This is a genomic window from Trichocoleus desertorum ATA4-8-CV12, assembly GCA_019358975.1.
In the GTDB taxonomy this organism is placed as follows: Bacteria; Cyanobacteriota; Cyanobacteriia; order FACHB-46; family FACHB-46; genus Trichocoleus; species Trichocoleus desertorum_A.
On record JAHHIL010000013.1, the window covers coordinates 23,484 to 39,765 of the forward strand.

At 48.1% G+C, this 16,282-nt stretch carries 13 protein-coding genes; 7 read left to right on the forward strand and 6 right to left on the reverse strand.

The annotated features are described in order from the left end of the window. Window positions 1-437: 437 nt before the first annotated feature. Window positions 438-1,877: a phosphoglucomutase/phosphomannomutase family protein gene (locus KME12_12085; protein ID MBW4488519.1), complete on the forward strand. Its 1,440-nt coding sequence runs from the start codon at window positions 438-440 to the stop codon at window positions 1,875-1,877. A gap of 225 nt (window positions 1,878-2,102) precedes the next feature. Beyond that, a complete protein-coding gene (locus KME12_12090; GenBank protein ID MBW4488520.1) occupies window positions 2,103-2,387 on the forward strand; it encodes a LapA family protein in 285 nt (94 codons plus the stop codon). Between the two features lie 15 nt (window positions 2,388-2,402). Here the strand turns inward: KME12_12090 and sppA are convergent, their stop codons facing one another. Then, the gene (sppA, locus tag KME12_12095; protein ID MBW4488521.1) at window positions 2,403-4,211 is read right to left on the reverse strand and encodes a signal peptide peptidase SppA; all 1,809 of its coding nucleotides are present in this window, start codon (window positions 4,209-4,211) and stop codon (window positions 2,403-2,405) included. A gap of 466 nt (window positions 4,212-4,677) precedes the next feature. On the opposite strand from sppA, the gene KME12_12100 reads away from it, so the two are divergent. Further along, window positions 4,678-4,836: a hypothetical protein gene (locus KME12_12100; GenBank protein MBW4488522.1), complete on the forward strand. Its 159-nt coding sequence runs from the start codon at window positions 4,678-4,680 to the stop codon at window positions 4,834-4,836. Between the two features lie 63 nt (window positions 4,837-4,899). On the opposite strand, the gene fni is transcribed toward KME12_12100, so the two are convergent. The 3 genes from fni to cbiB all read right to left on the reverse strand — a co-directional run bounded on the left by fni (window position 4,900) and on the right by cbiB (window position 7,725). Then, on the reverse strand, window positions 4,900-5,949 hold the full coding sequence (gene fni, locus KME12_12105) for a type 2 isopentenyl-diphosphate Delta-isomerase (GenBank protein MBW4488523.1): 1,050 nt from the start codon (window positions 5,947-5,949) through the stop codon (window positions 4,900-4,902). Between the two features lie 103 nt (window positions 5,950-6,052). Then, window positions 6,053-6,610, reverse strand: a complete 558-nt coding sequence (gene pyrR / locus KME12_12110; GenBank protein ID MBW4488524.1) for a bifunctional pyr operon transcriptional regulator/uracil phosphoribosyltransferase PyrR — start codon at window positions 6,608-6,610, stop codon at window positions 6,053-6,055. 65 nt (window positions 6,611-6,675) lie between these two features. After that, on the reverse strand, window positions 6,676-7,725 hold the full coding sequence (gene cbiB / locus KME12_12115; GenBank protein MBW4488525.1) for an adenosylcobinamide-phosphate synthase CbiB: 1,050 nt from the start codon (window positions 7,723-7,725) through the stop codon (window positions 6,676-6,678). A gap of 99 nt (window positions 7,726-7,824) precedes the next feature. Between cbiB and KME12_12120 the strand changes: the two genes are divergently transcribed. Beyond that, window positions 7,825-8,376, forward strand: a complete 552-nt coding sequence (locus KME12_12120; protein MBW4488526.1) for a hypothetical protein — start codon at window positions 7,825-7,827, stop codon at window positions 8,374-8,376. Between the two features lie 147 nt (window positions 8,377-8,523). On the opposite strand, the gene KME12_12125 is transcribed toward KME12_12120, so the two are convergent. Further along, window positions 8,524-8,967: an RrF2 family transcriptional regulator gene (locus KME12_12125; GenBank protein MBW4488527.1), complete on the reverse strand. Its 444-nt coding sequence runs from the start codon at window positions 8,965-8,967 to the stop codon at window positions 8,524-8,526. Between the two features lie 504 nt (window positions 8,968-9,471). Here KME12_12125 and KME12_12130 point away from each other — a divergent pair. Continuing rightward, on the forward strand, window positions 9,472-9,867 hold the full coding sequence (locus KME12_12130; protein MBW4488528.1) for an AbrB family transcriptional regulator: 396 nt from the start codon (window positions 9,472-9,474) through the stop codon (window positions 9,865-9,867). Window positions 9,868-10,246: 379 nt separating this feature from the next. Here the strand turns inward: KME12_12130 and KME12_12135 are convergent, their stop codons facing one another. Continuing rightward, the gene (locus tag KME12_12135) at window positions 10,247-12,172 is read right to left on the reverse strand and encodes a chloride channel protein (protein ID MBW4488529.1); all 1,926 of its coding nucleotides are present in this window, start codon (window positions 12,170-12,172) and stop codon (window positions 10,247-10,249) included. Between the two features lie 211 nt (window positions 12,173-12,383). Between KME12_12135 and KME12_12140 the strand changes: the two genes are divergently transcribed. Then, on the forward strand, window positions 12,384-12,821 hold the full coding sequence (locus tag KME12_12140) for a hypothetical protein (GenBank protein ID MBW4488530.1): 438 nt from the start codon (window positions 12,384-12,386) through the stop codon (window positions 12,819-12,821). Window positions 12,822-13,892: 1,071 nt separating this feature from the next. After that, entirely contained in the window at window positions 13,893-16,280 is a 2,388-nt protein-coding gene (locus KME12_12145) for a hypothetical protein (protein ID MBW4488531.1), read from the forward strand. Window positions 16,281-16,282: the final 2 nt, after the last annotated feature.

The following is a 16,282-nucleotide window of genomic DNA, read 5'->3' on the forward strand; positions in this document are numbered from 1 at the left end:
ATCAACAGGGTTTTTGAAGCTAGAAATCAAAACTTGATTATCTAAATCGGTGGCTGAGTAATCCAGCACTAGCAGTTCCGTGAGGAAATACGCAGATATTTACGATTTTTCTGAGAAATACTCTATTGGACATCAAGTATCCTGTATTTTTGCTGAAAAGTAAAACAGGCTGTTGAGAATCTTCAATTTAGTTAAGGTTAACTGGGGTCTCAATTCACTCTACAGTCAGAAATCAGCCCTTACAAGCACTATTTATGAGAAAAAGTCACCTTCCTTAAGGTATAAATTATAGCAACATCACCTCGCTCTACTTACATAAAATCTCCCAAGCGCAAGTTATTTATGTCCATAGCGGCAGGTGGCGCTAGCGCAGATTGCTACACCCTGAACCGAAAGGTTCTTGTACTATTGAGGGTGAATTAAGCAAAGTGGCAACTATGAGTGCAGGCAGCAATTCGAAAGCGATTAAGTTTGGTACGGATGGATGGCGAGGGATCATTGCTGACGACTTTACCTTTGCTAATGTGCGGCGGGTAACACGCGCGATCGCCAGCTATCTCAAAACCGCTTATTCTCAGGATCGACCCGTTTTAATTGGCTATGACACTCGCTTCCTAGCAGATCAGTTTGCGCAAACGGCTGCTGAAGTGTTGGCAGAGTTAGGTTGGACTGTCAAAGTTGTGGACCGGGACTGCCCAACGCCTGTCATTGCCTATAACGCTCGTCACCTAAACTCAGCCGGAGCGCTCATGTTCACGGCGAGTCACAATCCTGCCCCCTACTGTGGGATTAAGTACATTCCTGACTATGCGGGTCCTGCAACGACCGAAATTACAGATACGATTGTCGCCAATATTGAAGGCGCGAGTGATGCCCCTGCATCGACTAAAAACGGCGATCGCATTTCCACCTTTGACCCGAAGCCAGAGTATTTACAGTTCATCTACACGCTTTTGGATGTCGAGCGAATTCGCAGCGCTAAGCTCAAAGTTAAGTATGACGCGCTTTACTCCACGTCACGGGGTTACTTAGATGAAGTGCTGATGCACTGTGGCTGTGAAATAGAAGCGTTCCACACTTACAGAGATGTGCTGTTTGGTGGGGGTATGCCTGAGCCCAAAGGGGAGCAGCTAGAAGAATTGGTTGCAGCCGTGAAGCGCGATCACGCGGATCTGGGCTTGGCGACGGATGGAGATAGCGATCGCTTTGGCATTGTGGATGAGCAAGGCAATGTCTTGACGCCTAACACGGTGCTGCTGTTGTTGGCTCGCCATTTAGTGCAAAACAAAGGCAAAAGGGGGGCAATTGTTCGGACTGTAGCCACAACCCATTTGCTAGATAATTTTGCCGCTAAATATGGCTTGGAAATTCACGAAACGGCGGTCGGCTTTAAGTATGTCGGTCAGAAGATGCGGGAAACTACTGTCTTGATCGGTGGTGAGGAGTCGGGTGGTCTCAGCATCATTGACCATATCCCTGAAAAAGATGGGGTTTTGGCAGACATGCTGGTGGCGGAGGCGATCGCTTATGCAGGTAAGCCTTTGAGCCAGTTGGTAACAGAAGTGATCGCAGAGGCAGGTGGCCCGCTCTACAACAAGCGTCTCGACTTGCACTTGGAAAACCCTCACAAGGAAGCGGTATTAGAATCTTTTACTAAGAATCCACCGTCGGAAGTGGCAGGGATTAAGGTGAAAGAGGTAGGCCGCAAGGATGGCATTAAGCTTTACCTGGAAGACGGTAGCTGGGTGTTGTTACGTCCCTCTGGAACTGAGCCGTTGATGCGGGTTTATATGGAGACAAATTCTCCTGAGAAGGAAACCCAAATTGCTCAGCATATGGATCAGGTGATTCATCAGATTCAACCTGTGGGTGTGTAAATCCGAGCCTTGGGGGCACTCGCCCCCAACCCCCCGCTGAGGGACGGCTGCGTCCCCCAGACCCCCTCCAGAGGTAACTTTGGGGTCTCTCTTTGACAACTTGGCGTTCAACTTTCTAACCCTGTATTTCTAGCTCCTGATTTCTCACTCCTCACCCCTCACTCCTTTCATCCTTCATCCTTCCTCCCTCATCCTTACCCCTCACTCCTTTCATCCTTCCTCCTCATGGTTCCTCTCCTCACCTCACTAATCCTCACTGCCTGGGTGGTGGCGATCGCCATTATTTCGGTGCAGAATTTTGCGCCTGTTTCTTTTGAGTTTCTGCTGTTTAAGTCGGTGGAGATTCCGTTTGGGATTGTGCTGGCGTTTAGTGTGGGTCTGGGTGTGGTTGGTATGGCTTTTGTACAGCTACTCTGGGGTTTGAGCAGCTCTATTCAGGGTTATTCTGCGGCTCCAACGGGTGGGGGCGGCAACGCTCAGAGCGATGATAGCTGGTCGGAAGATTGGTAATCCTACGGCTTAGGTTTATTCGATGCGGAGGTCGATGGGTAGACGGGCATAAACGCCAAGGGGGTCGTTGAAGGCTTTTAGGGTGGACAGGTCTTGTTGCATCTTGAGAAACTCGGCTGTGAAGGGATCGGCTTTTTCAATCGCTTTTTCGCCAGCTTGGGCTGTTGGGTCACCTACCAGTTTCTTGAGAATTCGTTCTTCGAAGGTGCGGGTTTTAGGGTATTCCTCTAGTTTCCAGTTATCGCCTAGTTTGGCTCGCTTGGCGGCATCTTCGACGGCAGCATTGAGGCCACCGATCGCATCGACTAAGCCGAGTTGTTTGGCAGATGTGCCTGACCACACTCGTCCTTGGGCTAGGGTTGCTACTTTTTGTTTGGGTAGTTTGCGAGATTCGGCAACTTTGGTAATAAATCGGTCATAGATTCGATCCACGACGCGCTGGTGCACAGCTAATTCTTGGGGAGTTCTAGGGCGGGTAATGGTCTCACTATCGGCAAAGCGGGCGGTCTTCACCACGTCCCAAGTCACTCCTTGGGTGTTCGCTAGCTTTTGCACGTTGGGCAAGAGGCCAAACACGCCAATGGAGCCAGTGATCGTGTTTGGTTCGGCAAAAATCTGGTCAGCGTAGGTGGAGATCCAATAGCCACCGGAAGCGGCCACATCTCCCATTGAAACCACAATGGGTTTGGCTTTCTTGATCAAGACGACTTCTCGCTGAATCACTTCGGAGGCAGTGACGCTCCCACCGGGGCTGTTCACCCGTAGCACCACCGCTTTGACATCATCGTTGAGTCGTAGTTCTCGCAGTTGTCTAGCTAAGCGATCGCCTCCGACTGAGCTAGGGCTACCAATGCCTTCTACAATGTCGCCTTCGGCATAAACCACTGCGACTTGGTTGCCAGAAGCCTTCTTGGTGTCCTCGACTGTTCTGGCATAGGTCGGCAAGCTAATCTGGCGGAAGGAGCGGTCGTCTTCGTCGCTGTCTGTCATTTGCTTCAGGTCAGCTACTACTTCGTCGAAGTAAGCAACTTTATCGACTAAGCGTCGCTGTAAGGCTTCCTCGGCGAGTAAAATGCCTTGGCTATCTGCGATCGCTTGTATTTGCTGAGGCTTGAGTTTGCGGTCCTTGCTGACGGTGGTGGAAAACTCGCTCCAGAGGTCTCCTAGCAGCTTGGCCGTTTGTTCACGGCTAGCAGGGCTTTGCTTGGTGAGGAGGAAGGGTTCTACCGCCGACTTGTATTTGCCAACTCTAGTAACCTGAACGCCAATGCCATATTTTTGCAAAGCTCCGGTGTAAAAAGTTGGCTGAGAACTAAAACCATTCAGTTCCATCGAGCCAAACGGGTTGAGCGCTATGGTATTCGCGATCGAGCTTAGATAATACTCTCGCTCACTCCACTCTGTGTCATAGGCAATGATCTTTTTGCCCTTAGCCCGAAACCGCTCTAGTGCTTCCCGCACTTCCTTCAAAGTCGCTAAACCGGAACTAGTGCTGGAATTGCCATTGCTATACAAATAAAGAGCGATGACGCGGTCATCTTTAGCCGCTCGATCAATCGTTTGCAGGACGGTCTGTAAAGAGATGGACTCAGTACTGTCATTCGAGAGCGCTTCACTAATCGCCTGACTGGTACTAGTGGCAGGCTTAGAATCTGTAATATTTAAAGATAAATCAAATGTCAGAACGGACTTATTTCTCACCTGAGGGCCAGAGTCAACCGCCGCAGCCGCAATGAACAAAAAGATGAGTCCCCCCACTCCCAAGCTGCAAAAGAGGATGAGTCCTGCCAAACTAGCGAAGGTGTATTTGAGAAAGTCACGCATTGAGAGAATTCCTGGCAAAAGTGAATAGCGCCTCGGCAAGCATCATTCTTCGAAGAGAAATCAACCTGGTCAAGCTTTAGCTAGGTGCGTGAAGTACCCGACGCTGATGGCAAGCAATACAGCACGGGCTTCCTGTTTCAACAGCCACTGCCTCCACCTTGCAAGCAAAGTATTGGTCTGACACAGCTTCTGGAGGTTTTGGTCATGTCTGCATTCGCAGCACATCCCACTGACTCCCGTGATAGTTGCCTACCACCCAGGCAGCAACCCGCCTTCCGCAGGTTGATAACTTTTGCTTTTGCTTCTCTTGGATTTACGCCATGGCGACCAGTTGGAGAAAACAGCTTCCCTGAACTACCGATCTGCCTGCGGCAAGAGTCGAACCTCTACTTTGAAGTTTGCCTGTCTGTTCGATGCGGTCAGGTGGGTTATTAAACCATCTAAATTATACCTTGAAACCCTTGCCATGAATAGACTTCAAGCTTTTTATTTGCTCGATAGGTTGGCGATTCGTCGCTCACCTACTCCACTCGCCTGTGGCATCGTTCGGGGTGAGACTCCTCATCGCCGGACTCCCTATCCCGACGCTGATTTTTCAAGTACAGCGCGGGGCTTCCGTCGCTAGCTAATTGCTCTCTCACGAAGCCGCCGCTCTTTCAGCATGCCCCAACTCAGGGTTAAAGGTGAGTTACGACTTTAATTCCAGAGCTTGCGATCGCCTGAGCGCTTCGATGGTGGGGTTGCCTGTACAGAAGAGCACTGTTTCGATCTCCGCAATCAGCACCTCTGCCAGTTCTGCTAAAGCGGTTTCCGACTCACAAGCTGCCTGCAAGAAGGGCTGGGCCAAACCTGCCAAGTCTGCGCCTAGGGCGATCGCTTTAGCCACTTCTAAGCCATCGCGCAAACCACCGGAGGCAATCAGGGGAATGGTCGGGGCGATCGCCCGGATGGTGGTGATGCATTCTGCGGTGGGCAAGCCCCATTCGGCAAACGTAGCCCCTAAGCGTCGTTGTTTGGCATCTATAGCCCGTTCACTCTCCACCTTGGCCCAGGAAGTCCCACCTGCACCCGCCACATCAATAACTTGCACTCCTGCTTCGATTAGCTTTTGCGCCATTGTTGCCGAGATACCATTGCCCACTTCTTTGGCAATCACCGGGACAGGTAACTTCTCGCACAGCATCGCAATTTTGGCCAACAGACCTCGGAAATTGGTATCTCCTTTGCTCTGCACACACTCTTGCAGTGGATTCAGGTGCAGAATTAGGGCGTCGGCTTCTAGCCAATCAATCACTCGCAAACATTGATCTAGGCCGTAGCTGTAGTTCAGTTGCACTGCTCCCAGGTTAGCGAATAGCAAAATGTCGGGGGCGAGCGATCGCACATTGAAGGTCGGCGCAACTTCTGGGTTCTCGACTGCAACCCGCTGGGAACCAACCCCCATCGCGATTTTGTAGTGCTGTGCGACGGTGGCTAAGCGGTAATTAATGGTTTTGGCTAGCTCCGTGCCGCCTGTCATGGAGGAAATCAGCAAGGGAGCCGCCAGTGTTTTACCTAGAAATTGAGTCGTTAGGTTAATCTCGCTGCGGTCAATCTCTGGCAGACAGCAATGGGTAAAGCGATAGCGCTCTAGTCCATTGGTCGCCTGATGACATTGCACATTTTCATCTAAACAGATGCGGATGTGATCGGCTTTGCGGGATTGGGTTTCGGTGGAGGAAGTAAGGGGCGCGTTCACAAAGGACCAATGGGGCAAGCAAAAGGGAAGTCTTGATCAGAATACCTTGGATAGCGGCACTCCATACACTTCCCTCTAAGGAGGAATCAAGTGATTCAGGTCATTAGCCACCCCAACTATCAGGCTTGCGAGGCACCAGCTCTACCCCATCTCGACCATCCAAGTCTTGTAGGTAGACTTTCACTTTCTCTTCTTTTGCGGTGGGTAGTTTTTTCCCGGTGAAATCTGGGTGAATCGGCAGCTCTCGATGCCCGCGATCGACTAAAACGGCCAGCCAAATTTCTGGAGGTCTACCATAATCATTCACTGCATTTAGGGCCGCTCGAATCGTCCGTCCCTTATAGATCACGTCATCTACTAAGACCACTGTTTTCCCAGCTAAATCAAAGGGAATATCGGTTTTATCGGGAGTACGCACCCCAATTTCATCTAAATCATCTCGATAAAACGTGATATCCAAAGCTCCCACTGGCACTTTTACCTGCTCTAGAACCTCGATTTGTCGCGCTAATGCGTGAGCTAAGGGTACGCCTCTGGTACGAACTCCTAGCAGCACTAACTGAGACAAATCATTGGCTTTTTCGACAATTTGAGAGGCCAGTCGGGTTAAAGTCCGACGCAATTCCTCTGCTGAGAGAATTTCTATGATTTCAGAGGCCATAAAGTTTTACTAGAGCTGTATTCGTCAGAAACACCCTAAGCGGCATTAGGCAAAGTTTAGGACAACTAGACTGTAGAAAAAACTATTCCAGACCACAGACTTAGACTAAGAATTCCTAATCCTAACCAAACCAGAAAGCTGATGCGGGTGAGTTGCAAGGCTTGGTGAATTCGTTCGGGCGTAATTGCGTGAATTGGCTCTCCTAGCAAAGGTTTTTGCTTGGCAACGCCGCGATACCAATTGGTGCCTCCCATTTGCACACCTAAAATTGCTGCATAGGCACACTCACTCCAACCAGAGTTAGGGCTGGCATCGGCGATCGCGTCTCTTCGACAAATCCGCCACACATAGCCTGGTTTTCTGGAGAGTAAGGCCAGGGTCAGCACGACCAAGCGGCAGGGTAGCCAAGTCAAGCGATCTTCCATCTGGGCACTAAACCAACCCAAGTGAGTGTAGGGTGCTTCTTTGTAGCCCACCATTGAGTCTAAGGTGCTGGCAGCTTTATAGGCGATCGCTAAAGGCACTACTCCGACTCCAGGCAATGTGGCACCGAGCAGGGCATAGAACAAGGGAGCCATCACCCCATCCGTGGCATTTTCCGTGACGGTTTCCAATACAGCTCGTAACACTTCCAGCTCTGATAAGTTCTCCGTATCTCGTCCTACATAAAAGCTCAACCGAGTACGCGCCTGTGCTAAATCCCCACTGGATAAAGGCTGCAACACATCTTCAGCCGCAGATCTCAAACTCCGCCCCGCGAAACAGGATGCCAATAGAATGCTTTGAACGGCGACTCCTAGTCCTGAATTGAGCCAGGTGGCACCTGTAGCAATCGCCCAACCAACGCAGCCGCTGCCAATCACCAGCCCAAGCCCCAAGCACACCCCTGCCAACCGCTGTCCCGTGGCTGACTTGAGGTAACGAAACACTAATTGTTGGTACCGAGCGATCGCCCAGCCCATGACTCGCACTGGATGGGGCCAGCCCCAAGGATCTCCGATGGTGTAATCAATCAAAGCCGCGATCGCTAACACTAAAAGGGCGATCGTGGATGGTGTAGTGAATGATTCTAAAGCTGCGAAGAAAGAGCTAAAAAAAGATACTCCTGAAGTCATGCCAATAAGGTCAAAAAGGGGTGTGGCCCATCGGAGTGTACCTGGCTTTTTTAGGCACAATCAACAGATGCATCTACTCTCGCAGGAAGTTTAATTGCTATGTCCTCCCATCAACTTGTTCCTATTCAGTCTGACGACGGCACAATCATCTACATCGAAGCTCAGGAAAATGTTGAGAATCCTCCGATTTCTGACACTCCACCCACCGGAAACAGCGAAGAAGAACAGAGACGAGGGGGAGGAAAGGGATGGCCTGGTACTGCCGCTAAATCTATGAGTTCTAGTAGCTCAATGCAGATGGTGCAGAATACTCTCCGCAGCTACACCGCCTATACGCTAAACGCCTTCAAAAACTTTGGGGCTGGCAACATTGACGAAGTTACCCTAGAATTTGGCATCAATTTTAGTGCAGACGCAGGCGTGCCCTACATTGCCAATGGCAAAGCCCAAAGCAGCATGAAAATTACAGTTAAGTGCTCTTACAACAATCCAGGGGAAGAGTCAGAGGAAAACCCAGCCGATGAACCCGTGAATAGGCAGATCAACGGTGCAGCCAATAAACAGGTCAATGAGCCAGTAAACGGATCAGCTTATGAAGAAGTTAGCCGCCAAATTCACAACCATCACACCCAGTTTAGGCAACCAGTTTAGTAAAGACCTTGCTGATGCAGCACTATCAAGCTCGTGCATCTTCTAAGCATAGCTAGTATTAAATTTTACCCAGCTTGCTGACAGAGCTGATATGGGAGTCAACACCTAATTAAAAAGTGGTTGGCTCCTTCTTTTTTTCAAACCAAGCTAAACGACAAAACTTGTCGATTCTCCTTGAGATGCTTGCCAGCTTCGGGCATCATAGTAAAGGTCTTCTAAGGAAATACTGTATAGCGCCTCTTTCAACTTTTGATGTAAGCGATTCCAGAGGGTAAATGTCACCCAATCCTCGGCTTGTTCTGCATCTGGGGCGTAACGTGGCAAGGGGTCAACCGTTTCACCGACCGCTTCCAAGATTTGCCCTAGAGAGATTTGGGCAGGCGATCGCGCTAGTTGGTAGCCTCCTTGAGCCCCTCGGAGTGAATTCACCAACCCCGCTCGACGCATTTCAATCAACAGCTTTTCTAGATAAGGGGCAGGCAAATCTTGGCGACGGGCGATCGCATTGACGGAGGTAGGACCGTAACCCGGTTGCAAGCTTAGATCTAGCAGAGCTTTGACGCTGTAATGACCACGGGTTGTTAGCTTCATGGCTCCAAAAACCTTGTTAAAAGAGATAACGGGTCTTCAATTAAAAGGTCACCCTTAATAGTAAGATGCAGTAATTTACGCTAATTCTGTCGGAAGCAAGCTCTGCTTTAATGATTTTAAGTTTCTGGCTAAGGCAGCCTAGACTATTCCTAAACTATTCACTAGGCATTGCATTATCAATTCATATACCAATTTGGTTGCAGGTATTAAATAGTTGCAGTTACGACCGACCGAATCAACCATGAAATTGTACCTTTTACCGATCCAATCCGCACTTATAACACTTATCTACTAAATTTAGACATCAGCCTTACTTCATAAATACTAAATACAAGTACTAAATCAAAAAAATTACTTCTTAAAATCAATAGATAGTGTAAACAACTCCGCTCTATCAGTGTAGTATGGTTTTACATGCTGATACGCAGCTTAGATTTTTATGTCTTGGCATCAGTCAGCAAGAAGTAATCTGCTCCTCTTGTTAATTCTTTTAGATTCAAGTTGATGACTAAAAAGAAAAAAATTGAACCTCTGACAGGTGAAGCTCTACTCAAAAAAGTAAAAGAGCTAGAGACTCTTACTAAAGAAGATAAAGCGAAAGCATGTGGCTACTACACCCAAACAAAAAGTGGTGTAGAGCGCGTCAACATGATGAAATTTCTGAATGCCCTCATTGATGCAGAGGGAATTGAGTTAGACGGCAAGCAAAATGGTAATGGTCGGGGTGGACGCAGCGCTAGCTACCGCATCAGCGTTCAGTCTAATGGGAATTTACTCATTGGCTCTGCCTACACTAAGCAAATGGATCTCCACCCAGGGGATGAATTTGAAATTTCTCTAGGCCGCAAACACATTCATCTGCGTCAGCTTGACATCCAAGAGCAAGAAGCGGCCTCTTAAGTTTCTTGATTCCTTAATTCTGACGCTTGAGAAGCAATTCTGTTGCTAATGAGGTCAGGATCGCTGGAATGGATAGAGTCTCTGATTAGAGTTCCTGCAAGAGTAATTAATCAAGGCACTCTTGCTGGGCTTTTACATTAAGCTTCTAATTGTAATCCTGTGTAAATTTCTTCCATGGAAAATATCGATTGGATGAATTTATCTGCCGCCACACTAGCGATCGCTATCCTCGTGGGGGGCATGTTGATGATGTTTACTAGTGTTTGGACGACCAAAGGCAAGAAGTAGCAAGAGCCGATGAATTACCTCTAGAGCAATTCATCCAGTTAAGCCATCAATCTGAGATAAAACTAATTTTTGGAGCAGCTCGCTTTGCCATTTAAGCGGGCTGCTTTACTGTGGGTAGAGCAAGCTTTTCAGTTTCTTGATCTAAAGCAGTCTCCAGATGTTGATGCAGAGCTTTGCGAGTCGTAGCTAAGCTGCAAGCAAGGGCAATCTTCTCCTGCTCTAACAGCCCTAGAATCTGATGAGGTTGATCTCGATCGACCACTGGCAATTGACGTAAACCTCTCGCGGCCATGCGATCGATCGCTTCCGTGACTAATTCATCTTTGTAGGCATACAACAGCTCACTCGTACAAATTTCACTGACGGGCTGAATTTCTAGCGATTGAGCTGGTAAAGCGCTTGGGGTCAGGTTTTCAGGCACTCGTAAAGCGGCTAGCGCTCGATTGATGTCTTGCAGCGTCACAATCCCCATCAGTTCTCCTGCTGCATCTACTAGCAGAGCACTATGCAGATGTTGGTTCAGCAAGATATGACTGGCTTCTAGAACCGATAGAGAGTCAGGCAGAATTAACGGGGAGGGTTGCATTGCATCTTCCACAGTTAAGTGCTTTAACGCTTCCTGACTTTGATCGGGTTCTACGTTAACACCCATTTGCTTCAAATCTAAACCTTGCGGTGAAATCGGCTTGAGTGACTCAATGACCCAGACACTCAAGCCTACAGCAGCCATCAGCGGCAAAACAATTCGGTAGTCTCGCGTCAGTTCAAACAGCAGCAAAATTGCGGTGAGTGGGGCTCGGACGCTACCTGCTAAAACAGCGGCCATCCCGACCATTGCATAAGCAGGCGGAGCAGCCATATTAATTGCGGCTGTGGGCAGGATCACAGCCAGAATTTTGCCATAACTTGCGCCCAACACTGCCCCTAAAAACATCGCTGGGGCGAATATACCCCCCACCAAACCACTCCCCAAACTGAGAGCCGTCAGAGCGAGTTTGAAACCCAGCAGTAACAGCAATAGGGGTAGCGAGAATTCTACATCTCGGAGCAAAGCCTCAATGGTTTCATAGCCGATGCCCAATGTTTGGGGCAAGGCAAGCGCGACTAACCCGACGCAGGCTCCACCTATGACGGGGTGAACTGGATGGGGAATACGGTTCATCCAAGCTGAACCTGGAATTTGGCCCCGAAAAAAGGCTTGAGCCAGCTTGATGGTTTGGGTATAAGTCACCGAGACCAAACTGGCGCATAGCCCTAAACCGAGATAAAGCGGTAACTCTAGAGGGCTACGAACGTCATAGGCAGGCAAGGCAAAGGCAGGCTGTGCCCCCAAGCCAATTTGCGCGATTAAAGCTGAGACCACCGCCGCTAAGAGCACAACACTCACGGCTGAGGTAGCAAAGGTAGTGCCTAAGACAACTTCGAGGGCAAAGAATACACCTGCGATCGGCGCATTGAATCCTGCGGCCAGTCCTGCCGCTGCCCCTGCTCCCAGCAAAAGCCGCTGTCGCTCTTGGGAGACTTGCAGGATTTGGCCGAGCAAAATGCCAAAGTTAGCGCCAATTTCTACACTCGGTCCTTCTGGGCCTAAGGAAGCTCCGGTGCCCAAAGACACTGATGCAGCGACCATTTTGGTCACGGGTCTAATGGGAGATAGCTCTCGTTTCCCTTGGGTAGCGGCAATGAGAGAGGAAATCCCTGGGCCAAAGTCTCGCCAGCGCCATCGCATAAAGCCAACGATCACGCCCCCTAGCATGGGTACACAAGCCAGCGTCCATGCTCCCCAAGGCGCGATCGCCCCCATCAAATCCTCTAGCATTAAGCTATGAATTAGCTGAATCAAATAGTGAAAGGTAACGACTCCCATTCCGGTGCCGCCGCCAATCAAAATAGCCAGAATTAGCACAACCGTTTCTGGCGTAGGTTGTAAGCGATTGAAAATATGGGCAAAATGAGAGGCAGACGGGGCTGGCATAGATTGCTCAGCCAACTCATCCGGTGCAGGAGTCGGAGGCATTGAAAGTAAATAGAAAAATTAGATAAAGCTTAACTTTTATGTACTTCTAATTCTTTATTTTGATTGATCTCCAAGGTAGACGACAAGCACTAAACTCGTTCCTAAGGCAAGAACTATTCCGTCCTAGGGGTGGGGGTCTAGATCAGGTAGGCTGTTACAGCTTGATTAAGTTACAGTGATATCGCATTGCAATAAGATCCCTTAGAATTCAATGAGCTGGGTGATTTTGCCAGTTATGAATGCTCACACTTTTGATCATGACGCTGTCATCTGTCCCCTTTGCGATCGTGCAGGCAGAATTAGGCCCCATCGGTTGTTGAATGGGTTGTTAACTTGTCCGCAATGCCGAGAGCGTTTTGTGGTCAGCCGAAGTGGTCATTTTGTGCGTGACCCATTTACGCTGAAGCGACTGGCGGATAGCCGCACCCTACGTCGCCAGAGTCATCCGTTCGCGAGGATTTTACGGGATTTTGGGTTGGCTAGAAATCCATCTCTCTTGGCGATCGCCAGTAGCGTGGTGCTTTTAAGTCTTACCTTAGCGGTGGTTACAGAGTGGACAGTGCCTCAAAATGCCTTACAAGGCACAGTTTTCCAGGGCAGAATCAACGAACTAATTGATCAGGTAAACCTCGACGATACAGATCAGTGAGTTACGAGTGAGTCACTGCCGCAGTGATGGCTTCACCGACCCAACTAGAGATTTATGGAAATTTTATAGCGTTTTTCCTCGAAATGAGGTACACATATCCAGGCTGGGTAAGGATTTCAGCTTGTGACTTGTACCTCACCAGATTAGGAATCGCTATATAAAAGTTATAATCAGTGAACTAGCTTCAACCAAAAACCGATGCAGTTTGGTTGGTTATCTCATTATCTTTTAATCCCTAAGTACCCGGATAGAATTAAACATCACATTAGCTACTTGTACTTAGTCAAGACTTGCTAAACCTGTGAAAACTTACTTGGCGACCCTGTGGGTATCGCCTAGGTAGAATTGAAGTTTTGTGTCTATTTTTGAAGCACTTTCGGGGACTGAGAGACTGGCTGCAACTCCCCCTAGAGACGGACGTCTTGCAACATTCAGTCATGGAATTTTAATATCTAGGCCATCCATTTTTTTATATTAAACTTAACAACCTTTACGGGGAGATCCCCCTAGTCATTGGGTAACTAACCCATTGTTTTCCCCCTAGGCCTAACTTAAGTTTAATAAGAGAGCTGCAAAGCCTACTAAGTATTTCTTTGCGGAATTAACAACTTCAAATTGGTTAAAAAACATATGAATAAGTGCCCTTGCTGCTCTGATCAACTCCTGCGCCATGCTCGTCACAATGAAGTTTATTGGTTCTGTACTCATTGTTGGCAAGAAATGCCAGACCTCGCTTCTATTGTGGTAGCAAAACAGCAGAGTCGGCAGAAGCTTGAACGTCTGATAGGAGGCCATAGCCCCACTCTGGCAAGGGTTTAAGATTTTTCGACCGAACAGAAATGACTGTTTAAGTACTCCAATTTAATTCTTTTTTTTCATTAGCTAAAAGCCATAAAATTCAAAAAACAGCGATCTGGCTCTGAACTTAGGAAGGGCGATCGCTGTTTTTTTGCTTTAAATATCTTTAAGGCATTTAGGTGTCAAAAGAAGAGCGTCGTATAGTGGTATGCGCCAACCACGGCATCGTCAGGCATCTCGAATCAGGCATCTCGAATTGGAGCGAAGCAGCACATGAGTTTACCCTTAGTTTTAGATATAGCCATTGGATTAATGTTTATTTATTTAATTCTGAGCTTGCTTGCTTCGGAAATTCAAGAATTACTAGCTACGCTTTTGCAGTGGCGGGCGGTTCACCTCAAGAAATCAATTGAAGTTTTGCTAACTGGGGGAGAAGGAGAAGCAGAAAACCAAGTTAGAGAATTTGCCGACAATCTATACTCCAATCCGTTAATTAAAAATATCAACCAAGAAGCGAAAGGTTGGATAGAGACTTCTTTGCGGAGTATTACTTGGGGCCTTGGCTCAGTTTATCGCCAGATTAAAGGCTTGGTTACGGGGCGGAGCAAAAGTACCTTCGGTGGTTCCAAACACAGCGGCCCATCCTATATCAATGCTGAGACTTTCACCACAACCCTTTTAGAAACATCGGGGATTCCAGTCTTAGTGCAAAAACTCAGTGAATTAAAACTGGAAGAGTTTATTCAAACTAATTTGCAAGCTGCGATCGCCGAAGCTCAAGCCTCTATTCAGGTATCGTTGCTGACTCCTCCTGCTGCCACCCCCGAAACCACGACAACAGCCTTAGAAGAAAATACTTCCCCCGTCGCCTTCGAAGACTTAGGTGAAACTGAAACGAATCAAGCTACTGCGATAGACCCCAACGCTGAAGCCCTACAAGCGCAGCTACAGACTGAGTTTGATGTACTGACGCAGCAGTTCAACACGATTCTAGAAGACTTTAGATCGAACAAATTCACTTTAGAAGCCAGCGTCAAATGGATTGCTTATCGGCTCGATCGCTACATTGAGCGGTGTAGGCAAGTCAGTTCACCTAATGACCCCAAAGCCCAAGCCTTTATCGGTCGGCTACAAGCTTTAAGGCAAGAGATTTTCCAAGATGATCCAGTTAGCGGTGCGACCGCAGTCAGGCCCGTTCTGCAAAGCCTGATTCGACCAAGTTTGGTTGAAATTGTAGAAGCGGTAACTGACCAAGACAGTCTGACTTATCGCAGGCTCTCCAGTCTGATTGGACAAAAAATTAACGGCTTACTCCCCGAAAAACTAGCGTATGAGTTAGTGCAAGAAATTAGAACTGTCTTGGAAAAATTTAATGTCATTACCCAAGGCACTGCACTCTACACAGATTTGGAGACAGTTCAACAAAGTTTGAGTGAGATCGCCATCCATGACAAAAGCACAACTGAGAACCGCATTGATTTAATTGATCAAATGCTGGCAGTACGGGACGGCTATATTAACAACGCTGAGAGCTACCTAACAGATGTTGATTTTCTGACGGAACTGAATGCCTTAAAAAATATTTCTTTAACTACTTTTAAGCACAAACTCATCAGCGAATTAGATGCGGTTTTAGACAGCTTTCGAGATATCACACGAGGGACGCAGCTCCACATCCGACTAGATACTTTGCGTCAGGTCTTGGATGAAGTGATTAGTAGCTTTGAGCGGGGAGAAATCCAGCTCTTATCTGCAATTAACCAGATGATGGGAGCCCGCGATGCTTATATTGACAATGCAGGCCAGTATATTGCAAAAGCTCAAGTTCCTGTGAAGCGTCGAGATAAATTTTTGCGCCAAATTAACACACCAAAGCAGAAAAAAGATTTCTTGCGGAGTGTGGATGAGCAGCAAAGAATTATCTTCAGGAGTTTTGACAATTATGTAGCGATGATCGCTTGGTTCAGTGCGACTCCAGAGGAGGTGGACTGGGAGATTAAGCACAATACCGAGATTTATCAACAGATCTCCAGCCTCATCCAAGACAAAAATATTACTGCCTACACCGATGTGGTGAGCGCGATCGCTCGATTGCCTAGGCCCATTAAAGATAGCCTTACTGTCTTAGCAAGACGAGCGCAGGAAAAATCAACCACTGTAGAGAATGAAGTGAAGCAGCTTCAGTTTGAAATTGAAACCTGGTTCGATCGCTCAATGGAACGGGCTACAGGGGTTTATAAGCGTAATGCCAAAGGCGTCGCCATTATACTCGGCTCTTTAATTGCATTTGCTGCCAACGCGGATACCTTCCATATCGTGAATCGCTTGGCTAGAGACACAGTATTACGAAACACGATCGCCACCAGTGCCACCCAAGTTGCGAATCGCCCGCAAAGCAATATTTCTGAAGTGCAAACCCAGGTCGATCTGGCTATACAAGACCTACCCTTACCAATCGGGTGGGACCGCATCAACTTGAGATCACAAGCAGCTCAGAGCAGAGGCTGGCCTTTACCTTTTCTCAAAACTATTCTGGGTTGGCTCGTCAGTGGCATTGCCATTTCAATGGGGGCATCCTTTTGGTTTGACCTTTTAAGCAAAGTGGTCAATGTGCGGAATTCTGGCAAGCCCCCCGCAAAAACTCAAGAGCAGAAAGAGTAGCG

What these genes read in the sequence shown, in the direction of transcription:
- sppA (MBW4488521.1), bottom strand. Translation starts at nt 4,211, where the DNA reads ATGCGTGACTTTCTCAAATACACCTTCGCTAGTTTGGCAGGACTCATC.
- KME12_12125 (MBW4488527.1), bottom strand. Translation starts at nt 8,967, where the DNA reads ATGAAGCTAACAACCCGTGGTCATTACAGCGTCAAAGCTCTGCTAGAT.
- KME12_12120 (MBW4488526.1), top strand. Translation starts at nt 7,825, where the DNA reads ATGTCCTCCCATCAACTTGTTCCTATTCAGTCTGACGACGGCACAATC.
- KME12_12140 (MBW4488530.1), top strand. Translation starts at nt 12,384, where the DNA reads ATGAGCTGGGTGATTTTGCCAGTTATGAATGCTCACACTTTTGATCAT.
- KME12_12085 (MBW4488519.1), top strand. Translation starts at nt 438, where the DNA reads ATGAGTGCAGGCAGCAATTCGAAAGCGATTAAGTTTGGTACGGATGGA.
- KME12_12090 (MBW4488520.1), top strand. Translation starts at nt 2,103, where the DNA reads ATGGTTCCTCTCCTCACCTCACTAATCCTCACTGCCTGGGTGGTGGCG.
- KME12_12130 (MBW4488528.1), top strand. Translation starts at nt 9,472, where the DNA reads ATGACTAAAAAGAAAAAAATTGAACCTCTGACAGGTGAAGCTCTACTC.
- KME12_12145 (MBW4488531.1), top strand. Translation starts at nt 13,893, where the DNA reads ATGAGTTTACCCTTAGTTTTAGATATAGCCATTGGATTAATGTTTATT.
- cbiB (MBW4488525.1), bottom strand. Translation starts at nt 7,725, where the DNA reads ATGACTTCAGGAGTATCTTTTTTTAGCTCTTTCTTCGCAGCTTTAGAA.
- KME12_12100 (MBW4488522.1), top strand. Translation starts at nt 4,678, where the DNA reads ATGAATAGACTTCAAGCTTTTTATTTGCTCGATAGGTTGGCGATTCGT.
- KME12_12135 (MBW4488529.1), bottom strand. Translation starts at nt 12,172, where the DNA reads ATGCCTCCGACTCCTGCACCGGATGAGTTGGCTGAGCAATCTATGCCA.
- pyrR (MBW4488524.1), bottom strand. Translation starts at nt 6,610, where the DNA reads ATGGCCTCTGAAATCATAGAAATTCTCTCAGCAGAGGAATTGCGTCGG.